We start from the raw sequence: 19,118 nt of genomic DNA, 5'->3' as shown, positions 1-19,118 counted from the left end.
TGAAATATCTAAATCGGGCGTGCGGTGCGTTTCTCCATATCAGAGGGCATGATAGAAAGGCGGAAAAACTCGTCTTATATTTATTTGTGGTGTAGGCGTGCTTGTCTGCATCTTTATGGCTTTATAGCACATTAAAATGCGGGCTTAACTCAAATCAAACTTTCTAAAAACAGAAAAATATCCTATAAAAATAGGACTGTAGAGATCTATAAGGAATACAATTCCTAAACCCTCCCGGTCCATCCCTTTTAGTAAAGCAGAAAAAAGCGTGATAAAGTGAAAATGACTGGTGTGACCAATATAAAACTTAAAAATTATCGCCAGTTAGTACTTTTTTATAAAGATGAAGACTGTGGAGTTAATGTCCCAGCATAGTGGTGTTTTCCAACCAAAAAACATGCTCTATAAGTTTATTACCATTGATAATGTTTATGGAGGGGCAACAAAGGATCTTATAAATTTGAGCTCTTCTCCTTAGAAAATAAGGAGAATACGAGGAAAAATAGTAAAAATGCAACGATAAAAATGCTTAACTCCAAGATGTATAGAAAGGATGAAAAAGCTGTATAGATTTATACAGCTTTTTTACCTTTTTTAAAAACGAGACGTTTTAAAGCCTGAAAATATTCTTACGGCTTCTGTAACCATAATAACCACAAACACTGGAAATAATGGCACCTATCAGACACCCTAAGAAGCCCCACCATCCCATGTGTGCTGCTTTTGTCGTGGCTTTATCAGCCATATGAAGAGCATCTTTTGCCCGTACATCAAGCTTTTGAGATAAGGTATCGGCTTGTTTTTCTAGTGCTTTGAGGGTTTGTTCAGTTTTTTCCTCTGCCCTTTGATAAAGTTGAACAGCATTGGTGGCTGTTGTTTGTGCATCTGTACGTGACATGCCATTGTTCATCAGAGCTTTTATGATATCGCTTTGATTAACTTTTGTCGTCAGAGTTTCTAGACGATTAGAAAGGCTATTCCCTAGATTTTTCAGAGTAGAGCGATAATGTGAAGGATCATTTTTGAAAGCGGTTATCGCAGAGCCAATATCGTTGAGTGCAGCTTGATAGGTTTGTTTCAAGCGATCAGGATTGAGAGCTGGAATATCACTTTTTTTGAGAAGCGTACGCAACTCATGGCCTAGTTTATCAAAATTAATCCCATTGTCATTTTTTGTTGCAAAAAACTTTTCAAAATTTTCGCTGTTTAATTTTGCAAGAAGAGAGGGGAGATTATCGACGGTTTGTTCTATCATAGAAGTGCTTTTTCCAACCGCTTTAGCGCTTAAGTTTGCTGCATGTGAAACCACGTGGATGGCTTGGAGTGTCATCAGCAATGTTATAAGAGCCCAGGTTAAAAAACCATGAAGAGCCCCAGAGATTTCAGCAAAACGTCCAGCAACAAAGCCTCCACTTGCAAGGCTTATCACCATAACGATGAGAGAGCCAATACCCGTGGAGAGGAAAGAACCTCTAAAAGGGGAGGACGAGGTAAAGTCCATTTGGCTTAAGCCTAAAGCTGCTATGAGGAAAGAAAGGCATATTGAAACGGCAAGAGCTGTAACCAGTCCAGCAAAAATGGCGGACCATGAAATAGGTGTATGAAAAAATGAATATTTTGTTTCTAGAGATGTTTCTCCTAGAAAATTCGTATCGAAAGGTGTTTGTTCAGGAATGCGGGTTTCCATGTTTTATCTCCTTGAATATGCTGGAGATACAATGTCTTTTTGTCAATTATGTTCCAAAGTTTATAGCCCATCACGGATAATTAGGCTGCTAAAGGTGAATTGGAGAGATCTAAAGTTAAGATTGAAAACATCATGGTGAAGCGTTTTTTAATTTTTGTTTAAAGCGCATGATTGAGCATTTTAGTTGAGTATAAAAAAGAAGTGTGAAAAAGATAATATGGAAAGCTTTACGAGGGCATCGAACAAAATAATATGGAATGTTTTTTATTCTTATTCTGTCATAAAGTTTGAATTTTTGATCTTATGATAACGTCTTGATTGATAAACAGGTGATAAGCCTTGTGAATGGGAATATCTTCTATAAGTTAAGAGCAGATTTTGTCTATGAGAGCAATATATGAGAGTGCTTTCTTAGAGAGGGGTAGGATTGTATTTTTTTGACAAATGCTTTTCTTTTTGATTGTATCAAAAAGTTTAAAGAGAGAACGTGTTAGGATATCAAATGTTTTGTTCAGCTTTTTTTAAAAATAGTGAAAAATATGGCCCCCTTTGTGTTGGATTTGACCCGAGTCATAAAGTTTTACAAGCATGGAATTTGAGCTGCGATTATAAAGGCTTAAAAGATTTTTGTGATATCCTCTTAACAGCGGTTGTGGGAAAGGTGGGGATCATCAAGCCGCAAGCCGCGTTTTTTGAGTTATATGGAGTGGAAGGTCTCCAAGTTTTGAAAGAACTCATTGAAAATGCACAAAAACAAGGTTTGTTGGTTCTCGTTGATACAAAAAGAGGGGATATTGGCTCTACGGCTGAAGCTTATGGACAAGCTTGGCTTGGTGCTAATAGTCCCTTCAAAGCTGATGCTATAACAGTTAATCCTTTTTTAGGGTTTGATGCTCTTATTCCTTTAATAAAGATTGCAGAAGAAACAAAAACAGCGGTTTTTATGGTTGTTCAATCGTCTAATCCTGAGGGAAAACAAATTCGAAATGCACGCATTGGGGATAAAACGGTTTCTGTTCATTTGGCGCAGCATATTTATGACTATAATAGCCAATCTTCAAATCAATATCGTCATATTGGTCCCATCGGGGCCGTGATTGGTGCAACATTAGGCTGTGAAGCAAAAGAGACAATTGAGCAACTAGAAAATAGCTTGTTTCTTGTTCCGGGTATTGGGGCTCAAGGGGGAACAATAACACAATTAACTAAGCAGTTTCCTCAAAGGCTATGGCAGAATATTATTCCTTCAATTTCAAGGTCGATTACAGAGGTTGGTCGAAATCCTGTTGATTTAAAAAATGTTATTCATAACTTTGCTGAGCAATCTAAAAACACGCTTCTTTCTTAATTTTTGGGGCTCTTACTGGGGGAAGGCTCTTCCTGATCAATCTGCCTTATAAAAGGTTCTATTTTCTGATTGCATATGGGGCTCTATCCTTTCAATAACGATGTTTTTTAATGGGATAGCAGAAGAATCATTCGCTCAGAGCTCGCGTGAAGGACAAATTTATTGGTTAAGGCTCCTCTCTAGAGAGCGCGTTTAAGAAACAAGGGTGAGAGCATTTCATGAAATGGGAAGCTTGAGGATATGCGTGCGTGTTCAAAAATTTGAGAAGTCGATAACTTCTCATGAAAAAGAAATCCTGCAATTTTCTGAAAAACGTTTTGGTCGTATACGCGGCGACCAAGTGGGCCTTGAAAACCCTAAACCTTAGCGTGAAAATAACCCCACTGTTGTGGGTATCCCGGAATTCCGGGATATATTGCTATGTCCAGGTATGTCTTACGCACTAAAAGCAAAATGCTGACTCGGATTCAGTGTTTTCAAGCTCCCGGAATACCAATGCGAGGGCGCTCGCACTAGGTGGGGGCAAATGCAAGCTCAGAACCTTAATAGTGATCTTTTTGTTGGCAAAAAAATTCGCTTTAGGCTAAAAATGTTGAGAATGACTCAAAAAACATTAGGAGACGCTTTAGGGATAAGTTTCCAACAAATCCAGAAATATGAAAAAGGCTTAAACCGTGTGAGCGCTGGGCGATTAAAGGAAATTTCCGATATTTTAAATGTTCCGGTTTCCTTTTTTACACGGATATCATCACAAACGAAAATGCTTCATACCATCATGATGAGATTGCCTCAAATAAAGAAGAATATTTACTTTTAAAAAGTTTTAGAGTTCTGACCTCTGTCAAACAAAAAGCTATTTTAAAGTTGATTTCTGATCAGAATATATGATGTATGGCGCTCCCTTCTCTCTATTTCCTTCTGATCTTAAAAGATGAGGGGTTTTTTACGCACACTGATTTTTTAAAAAAATCGTTTGTAAACCATCCGCTGTCTTGTCTCCCGCATTCTATTTGGTTTATTTCGTATGAATAGATGAGCAACGTCTCTTCATAAAGATTCATAGAAAGTGTCTAGAAATGCTTTATGGCAATAATGCGCTTGTTTTGCTTTAACCTTTTAACAGCTTATCAAGGATAAAAATTCTTAAAGTTCTACCGATCCGTAGATAATAGTCTGTAGACAGTTTGGGGGTTATAAACAGGCCAGTTTTCCTTAAGCGGGTTTTAGTAATATATATGACATTTAAAATGATCATGTTTTACAACACAATAAAATAATCGTTCATTGTTGCACTGGTTTTGTGAGAGCCCTTCATGGTATAAGATTTTTCTCATTTTGAAGCTTTTATCGTTATTCAAGATTATGTCTCTGTTTGTGGTAAGGGGGGCTTGAAGGGGGGCGAAAAACACTTGAAGATGAGACATAAAAATGCGTTTTATCCTCTTTTCGAGTGCCAAGAGCTTTCGCAATAGTGAAGGATGATACAACGTATGAACAGGCTTGCAGCTTTTATTGCGGTGTTAGAGGGAGGGATGCATATCGACTTTATCCTTTATCTATCTTACGTTTAGAGGATTTTATGCGAATATCATGATACGATTCATAAGGTAATTTGTGAAATGAAGGCAAGAGTAGAAAGATCTTTTTAAAACAGGGAGGGCAAATTGGCAATATGTTGCGGGTGTTTTGTGTGTAGGGGGGCATACTTTCATGAAGGGTAAAATTTTTTAGAAGATTGTTTTAAGGTGAATTGCTTTTATCAAATAAAAGTCTCTAACATGTTGTTAAAAGCTTTGAGAGCGATAAAGTCATTGCAGCGTTTGTCTCTATGAGATAATGGTTATCCGTAAACACATATTGTTGCTAGAGAATAACATGTTATTGAAACAAGAAAAAACCAAAGCCCGTTTACCCCGTGGTTTTGTGGATCGTACAAGTGCCCAATTGTATGCTACTGAAACCATGATTGCACAAATTCGTGAAGTTTATGAACTTTACGGTTTTGAAGCGCTTGAAACACCCATTTTTGAATATACGGATGTGTTGGGGAAGTTCTTACCGGATTCAGATCGTCCCAATGCAGGGGTTTTTTCGCTCCAAGATGATGATGAACAATGGATGTCTTTACGCTATGATTTAACGGCTCCTCTTGCCCGTTATTTTGCTGAAAATTTTGAAACGTTACCAAAACCCTATCGCAGTTATCGGTTGGGCTTTGTTTTTCGTAATGAAAAGCCTGGACCAGGACGGTTTCGGCAATTTATGCAATTTGATGCGGATATTGTTGGAACACCAACCGTTGCGGCAGATGCTGAAATTTGCATGATGGCAGCCGATAGTTTGGAAAAATTAGGTATTGCACGCCATGATTATGCCATTCGTTTGAATAACCGAAAAATTCTGGAAAGTGTTTTGCAGTTGATTGGTTTGGCAGGAAATGAGCAACTTGATCGGCGCTTAACCGTTCTGCGAGCAATGGATAAACTGGATAAATTTGGACCAGAAGGCGTACGTTTGCTTTTAGGCAAGGGACGTTTGGATGAAAGTGGTGATTTTACAAAAGGGGCTGAGCTTAAAGATAAAGAGATTGAGTGTATTCTTTCCTTACTCACGATAGAAGCAAAAACGGTAGAAGAAACGCTTGATACTCTCAGAAAAATCGTTGGTCAGAGTGGGCAAGGTCTTGAAGGGGTTGGCGAGCTTGAGGAAATGCAAACAATCTTTGCTGCCAATGGGTATCACGATTGCATTAAAATTGACCCTTCGGTGGTGCGTGGATTGGAATATTATACGGGACCTGTTTTTGAGGCGGCATTGCTTTTTGATGTTCTCAATGATGATGGGCAAAAAGTTGTCTTTGGCTCTGTTGGGGGTGGGGGACGTTATGATGGGTTGGTTGCGCGTTTTCGTGGGGAAAATATTCCGGCAACAGGCTTTTCAATAGGGGTTTCACGTTTGATCGCTGCTTTGCAAAATCTTGAAAAATTGCCAGCAAAAAATACTCTTGGACCTGTTGTGGTGCTGATGATGGATAAAGAGCCAGAAGCTGTTGCACGCTATCAAAAAATGGTCATGCAATTGCGAAATGCGGGAATTTGTGCGGAACTTTATTTAGGAGCATCGGGAATTAAAGCGCAGATGAAATATGCTGATCGGCGAAAAGCGCCTTGTGTGATCATCCAAGGGTCACAAGAACGTGAGAGTGGAAAAATACAGATCAAAGATTTGATTGAAGGGGCGCGTTTGTCTCATGAAATTAAGGATAATCAAACATGGCGTGAAAGTCGACCTGCGCAAGTGATGGTGGATGAAGAGCAATTAGTGCAAACAGTACAAGATATTTTGGCAGCCCAAAAACGGTAATGGTTTTGTAAAAGAAATTGCTGCGAAAAAATTTTCCTTCAATTTCACGGTGGCGTCCATAAATACTATAACGATAAAGTCCAAAATAATATAAAATCTATTGCCCCCCATCTTTACGTTTGTGAAGGAGAAAACCGGTATCATCCCACATGTTTTCCAGCCTTAGGATGTTACGGACTAACCCTTGGCATTTTTCGACGATTCATGAAAAGGCATTTTAGTTCTTTCTTGTACAATTTTTATTCACACGACAACTTCGCTTGTGACGTGCAAGCCAATGGTTTTGATTGATTTAAGATAAACAAATTTGAAATGGAAGAATAGGATGTCAGGATTTTACTCAAGTTGAATAACGCTTCAATAATCATGATCAATCAAAATATTCTCATGAATAAGTTTTCAAAAACACAAACGACACAAATTCCCTTTTCTAGAGAAATTTGTGTCGTAAAATTTAAATAGACGATTTTGAGTTGAAGTTAGCTTTTTAAAGCTTTTAAAACATTTTGTGGTGAAGAAACTTCATAAGGATCGGTTGCACAATTGTCTGAAAAACCTTCTTCCTCAAACCATTGTTCAATCACACCGTCATTAATCACAGCAGCATAGCGCCATGATCGCATACCAAAACCAACATTGTCTTTTGCAACCAGCATACCTATTTTGCGTGTGAATTCACCAGAACCATCAGGTATTAATTTCACATTTTGGATATTTTGTGTTTTTCCCCAAGCATTCATGACAAAAGCATCATTGACGGAAAGGCAATAAATTTCATCAATACCAGCTTGTTTGAATTCATCATAGAGTTTTTCAAAATCGGGCAACTGAAAGGTTGAGCAGGTGGGGGTAAAAGCGCCAGGAAGAGAAAAAAGAATAACGCGCTTTCCTTTAAAGTAAGCATCACTTTTAACTTCTTGCCACCGATAAGGATTATCTCCACTCACTGATTCATCGCGGACACGTGTGTGAAATGTAACATTGGGAACGGTTTTTTTTATCATAAGGATGCTCCTGTATTTTTATGAAAATTGTGTTTTAAAGCAACCCTCGTATCTAAAACCATATGGAAAGAGCGTTTTAAATAAAAGGGTTGCTTTAAAAATTTTTGATCTCTAACAAGTGTGCAAATATTTCATTGTTCCGTCAAGTGGAATTAATGGTCGACTTTGAATACTCTTCATCTTAAAATTAAAGGAAAGAGTATGAAGGTATTACCATGACCATAAAGACAGTTTTGACCACGGCTTTTGAAGGGCAAAAACCGGGAACGTCTGGTTTGCGTAAAAAAGTGTCTGTTTTTCAACAACCCCATTATGTGGAAAATTTTATACAGTCTCTTTTTGATAACATTGGATCTCTTGAAGGAAAGCTGTTGATTCTTGGGGGAGATGGACGCACCTTTAACCGGACCCTCCTTCAGATTGTATTGAAGATGGCAGCAGCGCATGGTGTTTCTCGTATTAAAGTGGGGAGGGGCGGTATCCTTTCCACACCTGCTGTTTCGCATCTTATTCGTAAATACCATGCGCATGGTGGAATCATTCTTTCTGCAAGCCATAATCCTGGTGGTTTAGAGGGAGATTGTGGGATCAAATACAATATTTCCAATGGCGGACCCGCACCTAATTCTCTATGTGAGGCTATTTTTGAAACATCGCAACGTCTTTCCTTTTATAAAATTCTTGAAGCGCCAGATGTTGATTTAGAGCGGCAAGGGATGACTTTTATGGGTGATATGCAGATCGAGATTATTGATCCTGTTGCTGATTATGTCGCTTTGATGCAGGAAATTTTTGATTTTGACTGTATTGCTAAAGCTGTAGAACGAGGTTTGACTTTACGGTTTGATGCTATGCATGCGGTCACTGGACCTTATGCCCATGAAATTTTTGAAAAATGCTTAGGATTTTCTAAAGGGACGGTGGTCAATGGTCTTCCTTTGCCAGATTTTGGAGGTGGTCATCCTGATCCCAATTTGGTTTATGCTAAGCCTCTTTATGATTTATTGATGTCAGAGCAAGGACCAGATCTTGGCGCCGCGTCTGATGGCGATGGTGATCGTAACCTTATTATTGGACGTCAGCAATATGTCTCACCTTCTGATTCTTTGGCAATTATGGTAGAACATGCCGATCTTATTAAAGGGTATCGGCAAGGCATTGTGGGGGTTGCGCGCTCTATGCCAACAACACCTGCTGCAGATTTGGTTGCTAAAAAACGTGGATTAAACTTTTTTGAAACGCCAACGGGATGGAAGTTTTTTGGAACGCTTTTGGATGCTGGAAAAGTAACCTTTTGTGGTGAAGAAAGCTTTGGAACCGGCTCTCATCATATCCGCGAAAAGGATGGTTTATGGGCTGTTTTATTTTGGTTAAATCTTTTAGCGGTAACAGGAAAAACGGTTGCACAAATTGTTCAACAGCATTGGCAGAGCTATGGGCGCTTTTACGCACAACGTTATGATTATGAAGAAGTTGAAGAAGACAAAGCTTTAGCATTACTAGAACATTTGCGGCAGCACTTACCACAAGCTGGAACAGAACTTTTTGGATTTTTGGTCAAAAAAGCAGATGATTTTACCTATCATGATCCTGTTGATCAAAGTGTTAGCACACGGCAAGGGATCCGCATTTTTTTCGAGAATGGTGCACGTTTGGTGGTTCGTTTATCGGGAACAGGGACGTGTGGTGCGACCTTACGGCTTTATTTTGAACAGTATGAAGGAGATCCACGCAGATACAATTTAAATCTGCAAGAAGTTCTTCAACCTTTGCAACAGGTAGCCTTAAAACTGTTAAACATACAACAAGAATTGGGGCGAAAGCGCCCTGATATTATCACGTGAGATCATTGGAATATTTTTTGCAAAGCTATCATGATTGATTACATTATGATTTTAGAGGGGAGAGAGTTTTAGAGCTATGATTTTGTGAATATGGCAAAAGTTCTCAAAGGCATTCAAGGCAAATTTGTCTTGTGTCTGAATGATTGTGATGCTGTTAGAGAAATTTTTAAAAATTTTGACTTTCTAGAAGTTGAGACCCTTTGAACATCTGGTATGGCAAAAAAACACCTCAAAAAGAAGTGCTGATTCACAATAATTGAGAGGTGTTTTAGAAAATCCTATTCCCTTACTTTTATTCGGGTATCCCCCACAGTAAAAAAGATATATAATTACAGTAAGTTATTAGACAGATAAGTAATGTTGGTTCTTGCATTTGAGGGCGTTTTTTAAGTTTTTTTTTAACCATTTTACACAGCTTTTTCCTTTTATAACATGTAAGCGAAAGGCTTTGATGGCTTCAATAGAGGAGGATCTTATGGTCTACGGGGGACATTGTACAATGTTATAAATGCATCGATTGTAGGGGATGATTGCATTTGTGAATACAGGTGGCCGATCGAGAGGAAATAAAAGAACATGTTTTTCTAAAATAATGGACAATAAGCCCTTCTTGCTTTATGACCCATCATCATGAATGGTTTTTCTTTAATAAAGAGGAATTTATGACCCAATATCCCAAGTGTCCTCGTTGTGATTGTCTTTATACTTATGAAGAGGGTGAAAATTTTGTGTGTCCTGAATGTGCACATGAATGGCCCCAAAAGAGTGACGATACTGTTCTTTCCACGATTGTTTATGATGCCAATGGTCAGATCTTGACAAATGGAGATACCGTTATGGTGATAAAAGATCTGAAAGTAAAAGGCGCTTCCTCTGTTTTAAAAGGTGGGACAAAGGTCAAAAATATTCGCTTGGTGGATGGGGATCATAATATTGATTGCAAAATTCCTGGGATTGGACAGATGGGGTTAAAGTCGGAATTTGTTAAAAAAGTTTAGGCGTTTACCCTTTTGCCATTGTTTTTTGCTTTTCTATTTTCATAGATTATGCTTATCCGATAGACACAATGGTCTTTATCCTTATGAGGAACCCAAAACTATGTCTTACAAGAAAAATACTGACTCTGTCTTTTCTCTTAAACGTGCTGATTATGCTAAGGATTGTTGATTGATCACAAAATAGTAAAAGCATCTGCTTTATGAGGAAAATAATGCGTAAAGTGAGAAATTTACCACGGCTAAATTGAAGGAATCTTTCTACTTTTTATCAGATCATTTCTAAAATAAGTTTCATAGATTTGGTTTTGATTGATTTTTTTTAAGGTCTTAATAGCTTTTGCGTCTTCAGTTATGGAGATAAGGGTAAAGGGGATAGAAGTGGAATTCTTGATTTCCAGAAGAGGAAAAGCCGCTATGATCTTTAAAAAATCTTCTTAAGATGTTTAAACCTCTTTCACAATGAGGCTTATAAAATGGTATAGGGCAAACGCTGTTGAGCACTATCATCTTTATATTGGAAAATGTTCATGAAGAGGTATTTTAAAAATTATTTTTGTTATCTTCCAATTTGTAATGTGTCCGTGAATGATTTTTGTTGATGCCATAAATACAATTAAAACAAGAAGACAGTCAGGATTCCTATTAAAGGTGAAAAAGTATGATCCTTGTCGATTGGTTGCTATAAAGAAGCATTTTACGGAATTTTATCGTCGGAAATACTAAAAATGATGAAACACAAGGGGATGAATGTGTGCTTTGTCTTACACTCTTTTCTTTTTGCTGAAATGGCTCCTTTGTTTTTGGAGATAAAATTGTATGATGAGGTCATGAGGCAAAATAAATTTTAAAGTGTGCTTCCATTTGTGCATTATATTCTTGCATGTATGTAATGGGTTCATTGAAACAATATCTCTAAAATATATCTCTAAAGGGGGCAAAAACCATTTTAAGGACTAGAGGAAAGTGGAAGGAAAACCTATCATTTTCTAGTTTTTTCTGAAGCAGTATAGTATTTTTTTTATGGCAGAACGTCTTGCGTCTAAAATGATGAGGAATAAAATAGAGCAAGATTTTCACACTCCATGTATTTTAAGCCTTGTTGAAAAAAGGCAATCTGTGTGGTCATTTTACCTATTGAAGTGTCAATATTTATTGCGGCATGGCTTCAACGCCTAAAACTTCAGGGATAAAATGGCGTAAAAGATTTTCAATACCATGTTTAAGTGTTGCCGTTGAAGAGGGACATCCAGCGCAAGCGCCCCGCATATTGAGATAAACAATACCATTTTCAAAACCGCGAAAAGTAATATCACCACCATCATTGGCAACGGCTGGGCGAATACGTGTTTCAAGCAGCTCTTTAATGGTTAAGACAATATCAGCGTCTTTTTCGTCATAAAACTCTTCGTTAAGGGCATGGGCTTTTGCTTGTGTTGTAGCATTGGTGGTGATAACAGGCTCATTGGAGAGAAAATGCTCCATAATTGTGCCTAAAATGACAGGTTTGAGATGTTGCCATTCCCCATCTTTTTTGCTCACAGTGATGAAGTCATAGCCTAAAAAGACACCATTAACATTGGGAATATTAAACAGTTTAGCCGCTAAAGGTGAATTTTTAGCTGCTTCTTCACGGTCACGAAATTCTAAGACGCCCTCCGAAAGGACCACCCGCCCTGGGAGAAATTTAAGTGTTGCAGGATTGGGGGTGGATTCAGTTTGAATAAACATAAACTCTCCTTTTATCATGAAGAATTAGAAAGACCATACCATTTTAAAAATATTGTATTTTTTAAGCAATAGACCGAATATCTTCATCAGCAAGATTGCTAGGAATGACAATGACAGGGATTGAAAAAGCTGTTCCTTTATTTCCGATTAATTGGATAAGAGGGCCTGGTCCTTCTGCATGTCCACTGGCGGCTAAAACAATCAGTGCAATTCTTTTATCTTCGTCAATCAGTTTAGAAATTTCATCAACTTTTTTTCCTTCACGCACGACTATTTCTGTTTCAAGCGCATGGGAAGTGCGGACATCACTGGCAATATCTCCTAACATTTTATGAGCAATTTGTGTTGATTCTGTGCGCATAACGTTGTTTACACCCAGAAAATGTTGAAATTCTATACTATCAACAATACACAGCAAGACCAAAGTCCTATTGGTGTTTTGGGCATGTTGTGCGGCGAACGCAACGGCACGCCGACACTCTGGTGTTTCATCGATGATGACGAGGTTCTTTTTCTTAGGTTCTCTTTTCGGATTTTTGGGTTTAGAAAACATGCACTTTCTCTATTTTGTACAAACGATTTTTTTTGCTCTCTACAGTTTTTTTTAGTTTATTGCTTTTATGTATTGTGCAAAAATCCAACAATTTTACGAATTTTTTTCATATTCTCTTCTGCGAGTATACTAGCACGTTGTGCGCCATCATGCAAAACAGAGTCAATATAATCACTTTCTTGGTGAAGTCGACGTAATTCTTCTGTTATGGGGGCAAGCTTATGGACGGCAAGGTCGGCTAGTGCTGTTTTAAAATGCGAAAATTGATGACCAGAAAACTCTAAAAGAGCCTTTTCTTTACTAACTTTGGCAAAGGCGGCGTAAATACCAAGCAGGTTATCCACTTCTGGTCGTTCTTTTAAAGCCTCAAGAGAATCTGGAAGAGGCGCGGAATCTGTTTTGGCTTTGCGTATTTTTTGGGCGATAAGATCTGCATCATCGGTCAAATTAATGCGTGAGAAATCTGAAGGATCTGATTTTGACATTTTTTTTGTCCCATCACGCAAGGACATAACGCGTGTGGCTGTTGTTCCAATCAGTGCCTCTGGGAGGGGGAAAAAGCCTTGTCTTTTTTCTTCATCCGTTTGCATAGAGATGCCAAAATTTAAGTCAGCAATACGGTGTGCATAATCATTGTTAAATTTTTGTGCAATATCGCGTGTGAGTTCAACATGCTGTTTTTGATCTTCACCCACCGGAACATGCGTTGCACGATAAACTAAAATATCAGCAGCCATCAACGTGGGATAGGCAAAAAGTCCAAGGGATGCTTTTTCGCGATCTTTTCCTGCTTTATCTTTAAATTGTGTCATGCGTTGAAGCCAGCCGATACGGGCAACACAATTTAAAATCCAGGCGAGTTCAGCATGTTGAAAAACACGTGATTGGTTGAAAATAATGTGTTTTTGGGGATCAATACCAGCGGCGAGAAAGGCGGCTGTCACCATTCTAGTGGATTCGCGTAAGATAAGGGGATCTGGGTTGACGGTGAGCGCATGCATATCCACAACACAATAGAGGCAGTGATAAGCGTTTTGTAGTTCAACCCAATGTTGAAGGGCGCCAAGATAATTGCCAAGATGTAAGTGACCACTCGGTTGTACGCCGGAAAAAACAAGGGGAGTGAAGGTATCCATAGGAGTGCGCTTTCTTTAATTAAAGGTTATTGGTTTTGTTGTTTTTGACAAAGTATAAATATTATGGACGTTTTTTCAAATTTTTAAGCGTGTGAAAAAGGGAACGGGGATTGGATAAAAAATAGGCAATAAAATAGAGTGAGAATATGCCAAGCATGATCCCTGCTAAGGTGCTGAAACGCAAGAAAAAGGAGGCTTTTGAGGATAAAGGAAAAGATAAAAATCCAAACCCATTTAATCCGTAATAGAGGGCGAGTGCACTTAAAAGGGAAGCGATCATGAGGCATAATATTCGCTTGAGCAGTTGGGTGTCATATTTCCAATAACCCCGTTTGATGAGGACACCCCAAAGCAATAGGGTATTGACCCATCCAGAAGTAATTTCCGCAATAACAATGCCGCGTGCGGAAAAGGAAGGAAATAATGTTAAAGCGAGGCTGATATTGATAAAAACACAAATGCCCGTAAAAATCATCGGTGTTTTGGTATCTTCATGGGCAAAGAAATTAGGAATAAAGACCTTGATGAGTACAAAAGCTGGAAGTCCTAGTCCATAAAGGCTTAATAACTGTGCAACATGCTGTGTTGATTGATCGGTAAACTGTCCGCGCTCAAAGAGTAAGCTGACAATGGGGGTGGACAGCAGCAAAAAAGCAATAGATGCTGGAAGCGTTAACAGGAGTGTTAATTCAATAGAGCGGTTTTGCAAATGGTGGGTTTCTTCATGCTTTTTGCTCCGCAATGCGCGGGTTAACTCTGGTAAAAGAACGGTTGCAACGGCAATGGCAATCACGCCTAGAGGTAATTGATAAAGCCGATCAGCATACATTAAAGAAGAGACAGCTCCCGATTGGCTAGAAGCAATGTTGGTATTGATGAGCAAATTAATTTGTGTGATACCACCCGTGATGGCTGCGGGGAACGCTAAGGTTAGTAGCTTGCGAACATTAGGGGTTAAATGGGGACGACGGAAAAAAAATTTCATGCCACTTTGACGTAAAGCAACAGCAATTAGGACAAGTTGAAGAAGCCCTGCCGCCAAAACACCCCAAGAGAGATTTAAGCCGATGTGCCAAGCGTCAAGTTGATAGATCCAAGCATAGGCGAGTACACCAATCAGAATAATATTTAAAAAGAGTGGCGCAACAGCGGCAATAAAATAACGCCGCAGAGCATTGAGCATGCCCCCCATCATCGCAGCGAGCGACATGCAGGTTAAATAAGGAAACATGATCGCCGTAAAATGAATTGTGGCATTAAATTTTGTTGCGTCTTCGCTAAAGCCTGGAGCAATAATCGTTCGTACCAAAAAAGGCATACTCAGTTCCATCGCAATCGTTAATAATAAAAGCAGCGAAAAAAGAACACCAAAGACTTCTTCTGCGAATTTGCATGCAGATTCTTGACCATCCTCAGTGATTTTTTTAGCAAAAAGAGGAATGAAAGCAGCATTAAAGGCACCTTCAGCAAAAAAACGGCGGAATGTATTGGGAAAACGAAAAGCAGCATTGAAGGCATCAGAAACAGGACCCGTCCCTAGTGCTGCGGCCATAAGCATTTCACGGACGAAGCCAAAAATACGGCTCATGAGGGTTCCAGAAGCAACGGTTGCAATTTTTTTAATCAATGTCATAAAGATATATCAGGTTTGTGGTAAAAGAGAAGCGGTGAGTAGAGAAATAAGCCGTTTTAAATCGTAAAAAATCTAATCTATATTCTCATATAAGAATATATTTGTGCGTCGTTTTACGACGGTGTCTGTCTTTCTGTCAACAATGGTTGCGTGAAGACTTTTTTTAACATGCTCCTTGTTTTATTGTTGCCTTATAATTTTCATTGTTGCCATAAAATAATTAAAATTTCTTTTTCAAATTGAAATATGGGAGTGATGTTATAACAGTTTAGAGATATAGAATGATCATTTCTCTCTAGGGTAGTCATGTTTGTAAACAGTGCATCTCAATGGCGTGGTGTTTTACATAAAGGGTGTGACCCATTTTTACGTTTATGAAGTAACAAGCCGGCTTACCATCACACATTTTTCTAACTCTAGAATGTTGCGACAGACTTTGCATTTAGACGATTTATAAGAGACATTTTTATTCTTTTCTTAAATTATTTTTCTCCATACGTTAATCCCATCTGTAACGTGCAAACGAATGGTTTTGATTGATGTAACATAAAGAGATTTAAAATGAGAAAATCTTACGATCCTTGGGGATCTCTCATTCAATATACAAAATAGTGAATACTCATTATAAATCAATTTATTATACCCTATTTAAAAGAACGCAAATAAAATAAAAGCTTGAAGAAATGCACAATTTTTATTTTTAAAAAAGACAGAGGGCTTTCGATGCTTTTAAAAGTTTATCAGACTGAGCTCAACGGCAAAGCAGTGTGATGGGTTTTCACTTTTACGGCTTTATGTTCTCACCAAATGAGGTAGCCTTCTTATTTTAGAGATTCCATAAATATAAGAATAGATAGGCGTCATCCTTCAACAGTGTCTTGCCCGTTTTTAGCACCACGGGCAAGAGCACTATAGGCAATTGATAAGGGTTGATATGATCTTTTCAAAAATGATCAATCCTTTGCTCTGCTGAGATTTTTTTCATCATTGATGAGGGGTAAAATCTGAGCAAATAAAAAAAGTTTTCCCTTTATGGTTTTCGTATCTGATTGACGCATGATTGATTTGCCGATGAAGGCAGGGGGGTAAGCCCCTCTTTTTTATCAGAGAGGACAAAAAAATGAAAGCTTATATGAATTTTAGAGAGTCATAGCCTTTGTGTGCTGCATTTTGTGAGAGGGAATATTTTCTTGTCTCTTGATGTTTTGATGAACGTTTTCTATCATTTTTTGTGTTTTACTTGCTTCTTTATCAAGGGGGAGCGACCATGTTTTTTCAGTGTTTTTCTTGAGCCATTGATGCGGGAGAGATTGATGCTGGTTTGGTACTGAGCGCTCATTAAATTGGCGGTCATAAAAATCCATGGAGCGTATGTTTTGTTCTATCTCTTTTGTCTGTTTAACAATTTCCAGAATCTCTTTTGCTTTGACAGCTGATGTCCCAAGGCTTTTAGCCAGTTTTTCGGGATTATTTTCCTTTATCGCCTCATGCTCGCTTAAGGATAAGCGTTCATTGATTTTTCTCATATAAGTCCTTATTTCCCCCCTTAACTCAGGAGAGTTTGATAATGTTTCTTTCTGTTGTTCTTTTGGCAAGGAAAGGAGATTTTGCATCCAAACCTTAGGCATTAGGACCGACTGTTCACAACGTTTTTGTTTTGCGTGATGGTTATGGAGAATATCTCTTTCTGTTTGTTTTAAAATATCGAGATAACACTCAATGGCTCTACAGAGGGGCAAAATATTGGCTTCAGCTTCAGCGCGCGCATGATTTTTTATGCCAAGGATGTTGCTTCCAGACAACTGAGAAATCGATTGAGGAGATGTGGCAATTTGATGGGTGAGCTGTTCTCCTCTCTTATGATTTTCATGTATCCGTTCAATTTTTTCCTGCAAAATATGCCGATTGCCATAAATGATTTGACATAAAGTTTCGATTTCTGTTCTTCTTGCTTGAAGTGATGTGTTATTTTTTATCCTCGTGGTAATTTCATTGCTTGTAAGGGGGGGGATTTTTTTTGCGGCGATCAGCACCTCTTGCTGGTGTTGAGCGCTTGATGTTGTAAAGGAGGCGGTATCCTCCGTTTTTAATGTTTGTATCGGCTCTGGTGTGGGCTTTTCTTTAAGTTTAGGCGATAAGGAGAGTTTCTTAAGTAGGGCGGTGTCTGTTGTTTTTATCCCACTCTCCCAGTATGCCATTGCTTTTTGGGGGTACTGTTTTGCTCTTTCTTGATGATCAGAACCTGTTTCCTTTGTCATTTGGACAGATATTTGATCATTTGTCGCTATATGGCTCGTTTGTAAAATGGTTTCTTGAAAATCTTTTTGCGTTTGCCTCATAGAGGAAGCAGAGTGAGCCATTGGCTGTGCCCTTTGTTCTTTTTCCTGCAGATTTTGGGGGATAACTTTAGCGTCCTCCTGTAAAGCATGGGGGACAACCCATGGTGAAAAATGGGCTTTTTCTTTTCTCTTTGTTTGAATGGATGCGTTGTCTTTGCTCTTTTCAGTTATTTCATCGCCTTTAAGAGCGGCTCTTTTTTCTTCTGGAAGCAATGTTTTTTGCTGTTTTTTTTCTGGGCTTTGAGCTTTTGGTGCTGTAAAGGAGAAGGTCTCACCACTTGTTAATGTTTGTCTTTGCTCTGGTGTGAGATCTTTTTTATTTCCCAAGATGAGTGTCCCTTGAACATCCATCATGAAACCATTGGCTCCACAGCCTCTATAGGTCCCATGATAGGTTTCGCCTTCTTTTGCGACGACAGTGAGATAATAATTTTTTTCACCCATTCCAAGCTTTCTCATAGAGTTGGTGAACTCTTGTAAAATGAGCAACTTTTCTGGATGAGAGATATCCTCAAGCAGATGTTTCATAGGCTCTGAATCGCCACGTTCCATGGCGGCCGTGCGGACAAAGTCTTTACGCTTTTTGCTCACAATAGAAAAATCAAGCGTATGGCCTGCTGCTTGAGCGAGTTTTTCAACAAACAGTCTCTTTGTACGCCTATTGCCCTCTCTGAAAGGATGCAAGTGGTGTAAATCTATCATTATTTCAGCAGCATGTTCAACAAATTCTTCACGGGATAAGTCTTGTAAATTCTTTTTTTCAGCAAGTGTTTTATCTAATTTTTCTAGTCCTTCCTGGATTTTTTTTCCCATAGCAAAAGGTTTTGTAAATTCTTTTCTCTTCAAAATGGGCATAGAAGCAACAGTGCTATCTTCAAAGGTAAAAGGTGCTTCGCGGGTTTGTCCAGCCCATTCAAATGCCCGAAAAAAGAGGCGATGATGAAGATATTTGAGATAGGTGGCATCAAATTGCTCTGGTGGGGGCTCTTGGCGCAGTTTGATCATTTCTTTTTTTACATCATCAGAACAGCGTTCTTTTAATATTTCTTTATCTTTAATACGGTATTTATTTTTAAGCACTTTGCTATTGGGGTAGAAAAAATTTTGCGATGCTTCATTGATTTGCTTTAAAACGGCGGCATTTACTGCAGGAGATTGTTCTTGCAATTCTTCCTGTGTGGAGGAAGCCCTCTGTTCTGTGTTTTCTTTCATGTATATTTCCTTTCAAGTTTTTAATATGTGTTTTTTTAAAAAGCTTCTTTTTTACATTTTTTTCCCTATGTTATTTTTATTAAGCTTTTTCTTCTTCTTCAAAGAAGAATACCGATTTGAATGATGGGAAAAATTTGACCCTCTTTGCACGGAGTCCAAGTTGATGATAGAACAGCGTTAATGTTTGTAACTTTTATGAAATGTTATCGTGCAATTTTATTGATGCGTTTTGTCATAGGAGAGTTTATTCAAATTTTTCTGTATGTTATATGT

The 19,118-nt window shown here is 38.4% G+C and carries 12 protein-coding genes and 2 pseudogenes; 7 read left to right on the top strand and 7 right to left on the bottom strand.

Annotated features, from left to right (window positions below; translation table 11 throughout):
- Positions 1-610 precede the first annotated feature (610 nt).
- Positions 611-1,687, bottom strand: a complete 1,077-nt coding sequence (locus D1092_RS06135; protein ID WP_148255619.1) for a YrzE family protein — start codon at positions 1,685-1,687, stop codon at positions 611-613.
- Between the two features lie 502 nt (positions 1,688-2,189).
- On the opposite strand from D1092_RS06135, the gene pyrF reads away from it, so the two are divergent.
- From pyrF to hisS, 4 genes and pseudogenes are all read left to right on the top strand, one after another.
- Complete coding sequence (pyrF, locus tag D1092_RS06130) at positions 2,190-3,035, top strand: orotidine-5'-phosphate decarboxylase (RefSeq protein ID WP_120122627.1); 846 nt, start codon at positions 2,190-2,192, stop codon at positions 3,033-3,035.
- A gap of 244 nt (positions 3,036-3,279) precedes the next feature.
- Complete coding sequence (locus D1092_RS10040) at positions 3,280-3,402, top strand: hypothetical protein (protein ID WP_277623136.1); 123 nt, start codon at positions 3,280-3,282, stop codon at positions 3,400-3,402.
- Positions 3,403-3,561: 159 nt separating this feature from the next.
- Positions 3,562-3,923 (top strand): annotated as a pseudogene (locus tag D1092_RS06125) (helix-turn-helix domain-containing protein).
- Between the two features lie 987 nt (positions 3,924-4,910).
- Positions 4,911-6,398 carry a histidine--tRNA ligase gene (hisS, locus tag D1092_RS06120; RefSeq protein WP_120122626.1) on the top strand — a complete coding sequence of 496 codons (1,488 nt, stop codon included), beginning with the start codon at positions 4,911-4,913 and terminating at the stop codon, positions 6,396-6,398.
- 479 nt (positions 6,399-6,877) lie between these two features.
- Here hisS and D1092_RS06115 read toward each other — a convergent pair whose 3' ends face one another.
- Positions 6,878-7,402: a peroxiredoxin gene (locus D1092_RS06115; protein WP_120122625.1), complete on the bottom strand. Its 525-nt coding sequence runs from the start codon at positions 7,400-7,402 to the stop codon at positions 6,878-6,880.
- 215 nt (positions 7,403-7,617) lie between these two features.
- Here D1092_RS06115 and D1092_RS06110 point away from each other — a divergent pair, with 215 nt between their 5' ends.
- From D1092_RS06110 to D1092_RS06100, 3 genes and pseudogenes are all read left to right on the top strand, one after another.
- The gene (locus D1092_RS06110) at positions 7,618-9,246 is read left to right on the top strand and encodes an alpha-D-glucose phosphate-specific phosphoglucomutase (RefSeq protein WP_120122624.1); all 1,629 of its coding nucleotides are present in this window, start codon (positions 7,618-7,620) and stop codon (positions 9,244-9,246) included.
- Positions 9,247-9,324: 78 nt separating this feature from the next.
- Positions 9,325-9,506 (top strand): annotated as a pseudogene (locus D1092_RS10075) (DNA adenine methylase); the annotation flags it as partial.
- A 402-nt stretch (positions 9,507-9,908) separates the two neighbouring features.
- Complete coding sequence (locus tag D1092_RS06100) at positions 9,909-10,244, top strand: zinc ribbon domain-containing protein YjdM (protein ID WP_148255618.1); 336 nt, start codon at positions 9,909-9,911, stop codon at positions 10,242-10,244.
- A gap of 1,149 nt (positions 10,245-11,393) precedes the next feature.
- Here the strand turns inward: D1092_RS06100 and D1092_RS06095 are convergent.
- The 5 genes from D1092_RS06095 to D1092_RS06075 all read right to left on the bottom strand — a co-directional run bounded on the left by D1092_RS06095 (position 11,394) and on the right by D1092_RS06075 (position 18,845).
- Complete coding sequence (locus tag D1092_RS06095) at positions 11,394-11,972, bottom strand: NifU family protein (RefSeq protein WP_120122622.1); 579 nt, start codon at positions 11,970-11,972, stop codon at positions 11,394-11,396.
- Positions 11,973-12,033: 61 nt separating this feature from the next.
- Complete coding sequence (locus D1092_RS06090; protein WP_120122621.1) at positions 12,034-12,525, bottom strand: universal stress protein; 492 nt, start codon at positions 12,523-12,525, stop codon at positions 12,034-12,036.
- Positions 12,526-12,590: 65 nt separating this feature from the next.
- Positions 12,591-13,661, bottom strand: a complete 1,071-nt coding sequence (gene trpS / locus D1092_RS06085) for a tryptophan--tRNA ligase (protein WP_120122620.1) — start codon at positions 13,659-13,661, stop codon at positions 12,591-12,593.
- 61 nt (positions 13,662-13,722) lie between these two features.
- Positions 13,723-15,294, bottom strand: coding sequence for a murein biosynthesis integral membrane protein MurJ (murJ, locus tag D1092_RS06080; RefSeq protein WP_120122619.1), 1,572 nt, complete (start codon positions 15,292-15,294; stop codon positions 13,723-13,725).
- Between the two features lie 1,139 nt (positions 15,295-16,433).
- Entirely contained in the window at positions 16,434-18,845 is a 2,412-nt protein-coding gene (locus D1092_RS06075) for a BID domain-containing T4SS effector (protein WP_120122618.1), read from the bottom strand.
- Positions 18,846-19,118 lie beyond the last annotated feature (273 nt).

The sequence above is a fragment of the Bartonella krasnovii genome (assembly GCF_003606345.3).
Lineage (GTDB): Bacteria > Pseudomonadota > Alphaproteobacteria > Rhizobiales > Rhizobiaceae > Bartonella > Bartonella krasnovii.
Note: the sequence above shows the minus strand (reverse complement) of the source record. Positions and strands in the feature narration are given on the sequence as shown.